At 35.6% G+C, this 8,331-nt stretch carries 8 protein-coding genes; all 8 read left to right on the top strand.

Annotated elements, in window-relative coordinates; genetic code table 11:
* Positions 1 to 354: 354 nt before the first annotated feature.
* The 8 genes from murA to prmC all read left to right on the top strand — a co-directional run bounded on the left by murA (position 355) and on the right by prmC (position 8,289).
* Complete coding sequence (gene murA, locus HHH54_RS07935) at positions 355 to 1,620, top strand: UDP-N-acetylglucosamine 1-carboxyvinyltransferase (protein WP_198618312.1); 1,266 nt, start codon at positions 355 to 357, stop codon at positions 1,618 to 1,620.
* A 47-nt stretch (positions 1,621 to 1,667) separates the two neighbouring features.
* Positions 1,668 to 2,003, top strand: a complete 336-nt coding sequence (locus tag HHH54_RS07930) for a winged helix-turn-helix transcriptional regulator (protein WP_198618311.1) — start codon at positions 1,668 to 1,670, stop codon at positions 2,001 to 2,003.
* 235 nt (positions 2,004 to 2,238) lie between these two features.
* Positions 2,239 to 3,666, top strand: coding sequence for an aldehyde dehydrogenase family protein (locus HHH54_RS07925; protein WP_198618310.1), 1,428 nt, complete (start codon positions 2,239 to 2,241; stop codon positions 3,664 to 3,666).
* Between the two features lie 260 nt (positions 3,667 to 3,926).
* Complete coding sequence (rho, locus tag HHH54_RS07920) at positions 3,927 to 5,243, top strand: transcription termination factor Rho (protein ID WP_198618309.1); 1,317 nt, start codon at positions 3,927 to 3,929, stop codon at positions 5,241 to 5,243.
* 122 nt (positions 5,244 to 5,365) lie between these two features.
* A complete protein-coding gene (locus tag HHH54_RS07915; RefSeq protein ID WP_198618308.1) occupies positions 5,366 to 5,620 on the top strand; it encodes a type B 50S ribosomal protein L31 in 255 nt (84 codons plus the stop codon).
* Between the two features lie 158 nt (positions 5,621 to 5,778).
* Positions 5,779 to 6,381, top strand: a complete 603-nt coding sequence (locus tag HHH54_RS07910) for a thymidine kinase (protein WP_198618307.1) — start codon at positions 5,779 to 5,781, stop codon at positions 6,379 to 6,381.
* Positions 6,381 to 7,457, top strand: coding sequence for a peptide chain release factor 1 (gene prfA, locus HHH54_RS07905; protein ID WP_198618306.1), 1,077 nt, complete (start codon positions 6,381 to 6,383; stop codon positions 7,455 to 7,457). The genes HHH54_RS07910 and prfA overlap by 1 nt, the downstream gene beginning before the upstream one ends.
* A complete protein-coding gene (gene prmC / locus HHH54_RS07900; protein WP_198618305.1) occupies positions 7,447 to 8,289 on the top strand; it encodes a peptide chain release factor N(5)-glutamine methyltransferase in 843 nt (280 codons plus the stop codon). The genes prfA and prmC overlap by 11 nt, the downstream gene beginning before the upstream one ends.
* Positions 8,290 to 8,331 lie beyond the last annotated feature (42 nt).

The following is an 8,331-nucleotide window of genomic DNA, read 5'->3' as shown; positions in this document are numbered from 1 at the left end:
AGCGTGTGTCTTACGGTTATAGAAACTTTTATAATTTCAGAAATAGAATATTAGTTATTTCTAGGATGTTTGTAAGTGAACATAAAAAACGTACCAAGTCACTAAAAATAGCAACTTAGTACGTTTTATCTTCACCAACCGACGTTGACAAAGAGCCTCTGTTTTTCATTTATTTTGATTAAACTGATTAAACCATTTTATTTTACGTTGATCGTACTTCAATATTTATTTATATTCCTCTTTATATGTACAGTAGTTTAAGACTGTAGCTTTGCAATTTTCCAATTTTTACTTTATAATGCCTTTAATATAGTACTTTAATGAGATACTCAAGTGGAAAAGGAGTTCAAGCACATGATGCAAGAAGTGATCAAAATAAAAGGCGGCCGCACTTTAAAAGGCGAGGTTGAAATAAGCGGTGCTAAAAATAGCTCAGTGGCAATTATTCCGGCTTCATTAATGGCAACGGATACTGTTAAATTAGAAGGATTACCTAAAATATCCGATGTGGAAACGCTAGTGAGTTTACTTGAAGATTTAAATATTTCAACGCAATTAGAAGATACACACCTTACAGTAGACCCATCTCAAATTAAAAATGCGGTATTACCGAATCATAAGGTTGAGTCTTTACGTGCATCTTATTATATGATGGGGGCATTACTTGGTCGCTTTAAAAAGTGTGTGATTGGACTACCAGGAGGTTGCCCACTCGGACCTAGACCTATCGATCAACATATTAAAGGATTTAAAGCTTTAGGTGCAGAAGTAGATGAATCTGATGGCCGTACAATGAAACTTGAAGCTAAACAATTAAAGGGCGCAAACATTTACTTAGATATCGTCAGTGTTGGAGCTACGATTAATATTATGTTGGCGGCAAGTTTAGCTAAAGGTCAAACTGTAATTGAAAATGCAGCTAAAGAACCTGAAGTTGTTGATGTTGCAAACTTTTTAAATAGTATGGGTGCTAAAATTACGGGTGCCGGTACGAGTACTATAAAAATTAATGGTGTAGAAAGCTTACACGGAACAACACATACAATTATTCCAGATCGTATCGAAGCGGGCACATACATGTGTATTGCTGCAGCAAGTGGTGAACGTATAAAGATACACAACATCATTCCAAAACATGTTGAACCGCTAACGGTAAAATTAAAAGAACTGGGTGTTGATATAGAGCTTGGCGATGACTTCATGATTGTAAGTGCGCGTGATAATTATCATAGTGTAGACATTAAAACATTAGTGTATCCAGGATTTGCGACAGATTTACAGCAACCTGTCACGCCATTATTGTTTTTAGCAGATGGACCAAGTTTTGTAACTGATACAATTTATCCAGAACGATTTAGACATGTTAAGGAGTTACAAAACATGAATGGTGCAATTGATTCAGATAGGGGAACAGCAACGATTAAGCCTTCAAAATTACAGGGTGCAGATGTTTATGCAAGTGATTTAAGAGCGGGAGCTTGTTTAATTGTAGCTGGGTTAATTGCAAAAGATGTGACAACAATATTTAATGTGAGACATATCTATAGAGGGTATACAGATATTGTCCAAACATTAAAACGATTAGGCGCAGACATCTGGACTGAGAAAGTAGAAGTCTAATCAAATCAATTGTTATCACATTAAATCATAATTGAGAGGTGATAACTATGGAAGTATGCCCATATTTAGAAGAAACTTTTAAAATCTTAGGGCGAAGTTGGAATGGGTTAATTATGCATTACCTATCCACTTGTCCAGAACATAAAGCACATTTTTCTGAAATGAAAAGAGATTTAAAACCGATTACAAACCGTGCGCTTTCACTTAAAGTGGCAGAACTTGCTGAAGCAGGATTATTAACAAAAGAAGTGATTTCTCAAAATCCACCTTCAGTATGTTATCATTTAACAAATAAAGGTAAAGATTTAGCACTTGCTTTAAAGCCACTTGAAGATTGGGCACATGAACACGTTGAACTAAGTGAAACACCAAAATCAAGCTAAATTGAGATAAACTGATTTCATAAGATAACAAATGAACAAACCTTCTTAACATGTCAGTCATGTTGAAGGTTTGTTTTTGTTTTTAGATGACTTTTTAATTTGGTATGAGTTAAACTGTTTTAAAATTATTAAAATATATAAGTTCAATGAATTGAGTTTATTGGCTATAAGGTTTATTCTATTTTCCTAGCGGTTATTAAGAGTATAGAGATTATTATACGAGGAGTGTTAGTTCATGAGAGATCAGATCAAACAATATATTAATGGCGAATGGGTTGATAGTGCTAGTGGAGAAACATTAGACGTTATTAATCCGGCAACAGAAGAAGTGATTGGTCGTATTGCAAAAGGTAACGAAGCAGATGTAGATAAAGCTGTAAAAGCAGCCAAAGATGTTTATTTAGAATTTCGCCATACGCCAGTTAAAGAACGTCAAGCCCTTTTAGGACGTATCGTTGAAGAATATAAAAATCGTAAAGAAGATTTGATTGAAGTCATGACTTTAGAACTTGGAGCACCTGTACAAAAATCTGAAGATGTTCATTATCAAATGGGATTGAATCATTTTCAAGCGGCTTATGAAGCATTAAATGATTTTCAATTTGAAGAACGTCGTGGCGATAATTTAATTGTGAAAGAAGCAATTGGTGTTGCAGGTTTAATCACACCTTGGAACTTCCCAACGAACCAAACATCATTAAAATTAGCTGCGGCATTTGCGGCGGGTAGCCCGGTTGTTTTAAAACCTTCTGAAATGACACCGTACGCTGCGATTATCTTAGCTGAAATCTTCGATAAAGCAGGTGTGCCTAAAGGTGCATTTAACCTGGTAAATGGTGATGGAGAAGGTGTAGGTAATCCACTTACAGCGCATCCAGATGTACGCATGGTATCATTTACGGGATCTGGTGGTACTGGTTCAAAAATTATGGAAAAAGCAAGTAAAGATTTCAAAAAAGTATCTCTTGAATTAGGTGGAAAATCACCATATATTATTTTAGATGATGCGGATGTAAAAGAAGCAGCGAAAGCAGCTGTGGGTAAAGTTGTTAATAATACTGGACAAGTTTGCTCAGCAGGAACACGTACAATTATTCCTGAATCAATGAAAGACGCATTTTTAGATGAAGTAAAACATGTCTTACAAGATGTTAAAGTAGGAGATCCTCAGAAGAAAGATACTGAAATGGGTCCTATTGTAAGCGAAAAACAATATAATCAAGTTCAAGATTATATTCAAAAAGGTATCGATGAAGGTGCTGAATTATATTATGGTGGTTTAGGCAAACCTGAAGGCCTTGAAAAAGGTTACTTTGCTAAACCAACAGTATTTACAAACGTGGATAACAAAATGACAATCGCCCAAGAAGAAATCTTCGGACCTGTAATGTCTGTTATTACGTATAAAGATTTAGATGAAGCAATTGAAATTGCAAATGAAACAAAATACGGTCTTGCAGGTTATGTATTCGGTAAAGATCGTGACAAATTAGCAAAAGTCGCACGTTCAATCGAGGCAGGTACTATTGAAATTAATGAAGCAGGTAGAACGCCTAATCTACCATTCGGAGGTTATAAACAATCTGGATTGGGTAGAGAATGGGGCGACTATGGAATTGAAGAGTTTTTAGAAGTCAAATCAATTGCAGGTTATTTTAAATAAAATGAAACCTTTAAGAGTGAGACGATATTACAAGGTCTCACTCTTTTCTTCAGTTAAATGTCATCATCTACATCAAATTTACAATCGAAATTCATTTTTAATATATTGTAATACAAAAGTAACTGGTTAATGATTGAGATTTAATATGAAAATTACTGTTCACACTTTGTCAATAACAGTAAATTTTGCTATAGTATTCTTATTATCGTATAGCTAAGAGCTTTATGATGTAGAAAATAATACGAAAAGAGTGTTTAACAATGGCTACACGAGAAAGAACTTCTCCTCAATATGAGTCTTTCCATGAATTGTACAAAAACTATACAACAAAAGCGTTAACTCAAAAAGCTAAAGATTTAAAAGTTGTCAATTATAGTAAATTGAACAAAAAAGAACTTGTACTTGCCATTATGGAAGCGCAAATGGAAAAAGATGGCAATTATTATATGGAAGGCATTCTAGATGATATCCAACAAGACGGTTACGGTTTTTTACGAACGGTTAACTTTTCAAAAGGTGAAAAAGATATTTATATTTCAGCAAGCCAAATTCGTCGCTTCGAAATCAAATTAGGCGATAAGGTAACTGGGAAAGTAAGGAAACCGAAAGAGAATGAGAAATATTATGGTTTATTACAAGTTGATTTTGTGAATGACCATAATGCAGAAGAAGTTAAAAAACGCCCACACTTTCAGGCGTTAACACCACTATATCCAGACGAGCGCATAAAACTTGAAACAGAACCTCATCATTATTCGACGCGTGTAATGGATTTAATTACCCCAATTGGTCTAGGCCAACGTGGATTAATCGTAGCACCACCTAAAGCCGGAAAGACCACTTTACTTAAAGAAATCGCAAACGCAATTGTTAAAAACAAACCCAATGCTAAGCTGTTCATCTTACTAGTTGGCGAAAGGCCAGAAGAAGTTACTGATTTAGAGCGTTCCGTTGAAGAAGCGGAAATTGTACATTCAACATTTGATGAGCATCCAAAACATCACGTTAAGGTATCAGAATTACTACTCGAACGTGCAAAACGTCTTGTTGAAATCGGTGAAGATGTTATTATTTTAATGGATTCGATTACACGATTAGCAAGAGCTTATAATTTAGTCATTCCACCAAGTGGTCGTACGTTATCAGGAGGTTTAGATCCAGCGTCACTACATGGACCTAAGCGTTTCTTTGGTGCGGCTCGTAATATTGAAGCAGGGGGAAGTCTCACAATTTTAGCGACAGCACTTGTAGATACAGGATCACGTATGGATGACATGATCTATGAAGAGTTTAAAGGTACAGGAAATATGGAGCTTCATTTAGATCGTCGTTTATCTGAACGACGTATTTTCCCAGCTATTGATATTAATCGTAGTTCAACACGTAAAGAAGAAATGTTAATTTCAAAACAAGAATTAGATAGCTTATGGCAATTACGTAATATGTTTTCAAACTCTCCTGACTTTGCTGAACGATTTATTCGTGCAATTAAAAGAACAAAGTCGAATGCAGACTTTTTTGCTGAACTTCAAAAACGTGCGGCGGATAGTACGAAATCTGGCAAGCCTATCATTTAATTAGGATAATTCTAAAAGCAGGGTTGCTTTTTAAAGTATCAACATATATAATGTTTAAGTATTGGGTAAAAACTCACAAATAACTCTGTTCCAGATGGTTCAGGGCAAAGGAGCTGAAAATAATGAAACAAGGAATTCATCCAGAATACCGTAAAGTAATCTTCTTAGATACAACTACAAACTACAAATTTTTAAGCGGTTCTACTAAACAATCAAATGAAACTATGGAATGGGAAGATGGCAACGAATATCCAGTTATTCGTTTAGATATTTCTTCTGATTCACATCCATTCTACACTGGACGTCAAAAGTTCGCAGCAGCAGACGGACGTGTGGAACGTTTCAACAAAAAGTTTGGTCTCAAATCAAACAACTAATGATATTTCAAGCATTCCCATCAATTTGGGAATGCTTTTTTATGTTTTATACGGTATGAATTATAAAATTCAATGCTTTTTAGGATTAGGTACGCTAACGTTATAAAAAATATGATATAATGAATTGATTTTGTTTTAGGAAAAAGGTGGAAAAAGTTATGTATGAAGCGTACCATTCTGGTTGGATAGAATGTATCACTGGCAGTATGTTTAGTGGAAAGTCAGAAGAATTAATTCGACGACTTCGTAGAGGGATTTATGCTAAACAGAAAGTGATCGTTTTTAAACCCATCATAGATGATCGATATCAAAGAGAAAAAGTAGTTTCTCATAATGGGAATGCCATCGAAGCGGTGACGATACAGTCAGCGCATGAAATTTTAGAACATGATTTAACAGATGTAGATATTATTGGAATTGATGAAATTCAATTTTTTGAAAAAGAGATTGTTGATATTGCTGAGCAGCTTGCAGAAAAAGGATATCGTGTCATTACAGCTGGTTTAGATATGGATTTTAGAGGTGAACCATTTCATCCAGTTCCCGAAATGCTTGCTGTAAGTGAACATATTACAAAGCTTCAAGCGGTCTGTGCAGTGTGTGGGGCGTCATCAAGTCGAACACAACGTTTAATTGATGGTAAGCCTGCAAAGTTTGATGACCCTACTATTTTAGTCGGAGCGAATGAAAGCTATGAACCAAGGTGTCGTGCACATCATGTTGTCGCACCATCTGAATCAAAAGAGGAGGATTTAGATTAATGTTTGATCAATTAGATATTGTAGAAGAAAGATATGAACAACTTAATGAATTATTGAGTGATCCTGATGTTGTAAGCGATACGGATAAACTTAGAAAATACTCTAAAGAACAGGCAGAGCTTCAAAAAACAGTAGAAGTTTATCGCCATTATAAACAAGTGAAAGAAGATGCAGCGGAAATTGATGTCATGTTAGAAGAAACATCAGATCAAGATGAAGTGGACATGTTAAAAGAAGAGTCAAGTGCGCTCAAATCAGAAATTCCTGAACTTGAAGAACAACTTAAATTCTTACTCATACCTAAAGATCCGAATGATGAAAAAGACGTTATCGTAGAAATTCGAGCAGCAGCTGGTGGTGATGAAGCGGCTATTTTTGCAGGTGACTTATTCCGCATGTACTCTAAATTTGCTGAATCACACAACTTTAAGACAGAGATTGTAGAAGTGGCTGAAAGTGATCATGGCGGTTATAAGGAAATTAGTTTTTCAGTTTCTGGTGATGGCGCATACAGTAAACTTAAATTCGAAAATGGTGCTCACCGTGTACAACGTGTTCCTGAGACTGAATCAGGAGGGCGAATTCATACTTCAACAGCCACAGTAGCAGTTTTGCCAGAAGTTGAAGATGTTGAAATTGAAATTCGAAATGAAGATTTAAAAATTGATACGTATCGTTCAAGTGGTGCGGGGGGCCAACACGTCAATACAACTGACTCTGCTGTTCGTATTACCCACTTACCAACAGGTGTGATTGCAACATCATCTGAAAAATCACAAATTCAGAACCGTGAAAAAGCAATGAAAGTGTTAAAAGCACGTTTATATGATATGAAACTTCAAGAAGAACAACAAAAATATGCTGCGCAACGTAAATCGGCGGTTGGGTCAGGTGACCGTTCTGAACGTATTCGTACTTATAACTATCCACAAAGTCGCGTAACTGATCACCGCATTGGTCTAACACTGCAAAAGTTAGATCAAATTATTGAGGGTAAGTTAGATGAAGTGATTGACGCTTTGACAATGCACGAACAAACAGAAAAACTGAAAGAACTCAATAACGGTGAATTATAAAAGTTGGATAGAACATGCCAAATCACAAGTAGCTCAACAAGCAGGCGATGTTCAGAGTGTACAATGGTTGGTAATGGATGTATTAGGTTGGAGTCGAATGGATTTGATTCTCAATGAATCTACCACCATTCCTACCCATATTGAAGAAAAGCTTAATATTGGCCTCAATCAATTAATGAACCACGTGCCAGTACAATATATAGTAGGACATGCTGCCTTTTATGGTAGGTCATTTAAAGTGAATGAAAACGTGTTGATTCCTAGACCAGAAACAGAAGAAGTCGTTGCACATTTTTTAAAGGAGGTACCGACTTCTGGAACTGTGGCTGATATTGGTACTGGGAGTGGTGTGTTAGCTGTAACAATTAAAGCGGAAAAGCCACAACTTCAAGTCTACGCATCAGACATATCAACTAAAGCAATAGACGTTGCAAAAGACAATGCAAAAAGTCATCATACAGCTATTCAATTTATAGTAGGTGAAGGTTTAAAGCCTTATATAGAAGCAGGAATTATGCTGGATGGATTGATTTCAAATCCACCGTATATTAGTGATAATGAACGTGATGTGATGGATACTAGTGTCATTCAATATGAGCCGCATATCGCATTATTTGCAGAAAATAATGGTTATGCAGTGTATGAGCAGATATTTCAAGATTTACCAAAAGTTATGCGTCACGGAGCACCTGTTGTTTTAGAGATTGGCTATCAACAAGGCGATGATTTGAAACAATTGTTGTTTACGTATCATCCACATATTACAGCACATGTTCATCAAGATATAAATAAAAACGAACGAATTTTAAGTTTTACATGGTTCAAACAATAAAGTTATGTACGGTATATCTGTGCGTAACTTTTTACTTTAAAG

It is taken from the genome of Staphylococcus canis (genome assembly GCF_016238445.1).
GTDB lineage: Bacteria > Bacillota > Bacilli > Staphylococcales > Staphylococcaceae > Staphylococcus > Staphylococcus canis.
The sequence above is the reverse complement of the archived record's forward strand: the minus strand, read 5'-3'. Positions and strand labels throughout refer to the sequence as shown.

Coding starts and splice junctions, on each gene's coding strand:
- murA (WP_198618312.1), top strand. CDS start 355: ATGATGCAAGAAGTGATCAAAATAAAAGGCGGCCGCACTTTAAAAGGC.
- HHH54_RS07930 (WP_198618311.1), top strand. CDS start 1,668: ATGGAAGTATGCCCATATTTAGAAGAAACTTTTAAAATCTTAGGGCGA.
- HHH54_RS07925 (WP_198618310.1), top strand. CDS start 2,239: ATGAGAGATCAGATCAAACAATATATTAATGGCGAATGGGTTGATAGT.
- rho (WP_198618309.1), top strand. CDS start 3,927: ATGGCTACACGAGAAAGAACTTCTCCTCAATATGAGTCTTTCCATGAA.
- HHH54_RS07915 (WP_198618308.1), top strand. CDS start 5,366: ATGAAACAAGGAATTCATCCAGAATACCGTAAAGTAATCTTCTTAGAT.
- HHH54_RS07910 (WP_198618307.1), top strand. CDS start 5,779: ATGTATGAAGCGTACCATTCTGGTTGGATAGAATGTATCACTGGCAGT.
- prfA (WP_198618306.1), top strand. CDS start 6,381: ATGTTTGATCAATTAGATATTGTAGAAGAAAGATATGAACAACTTAAT.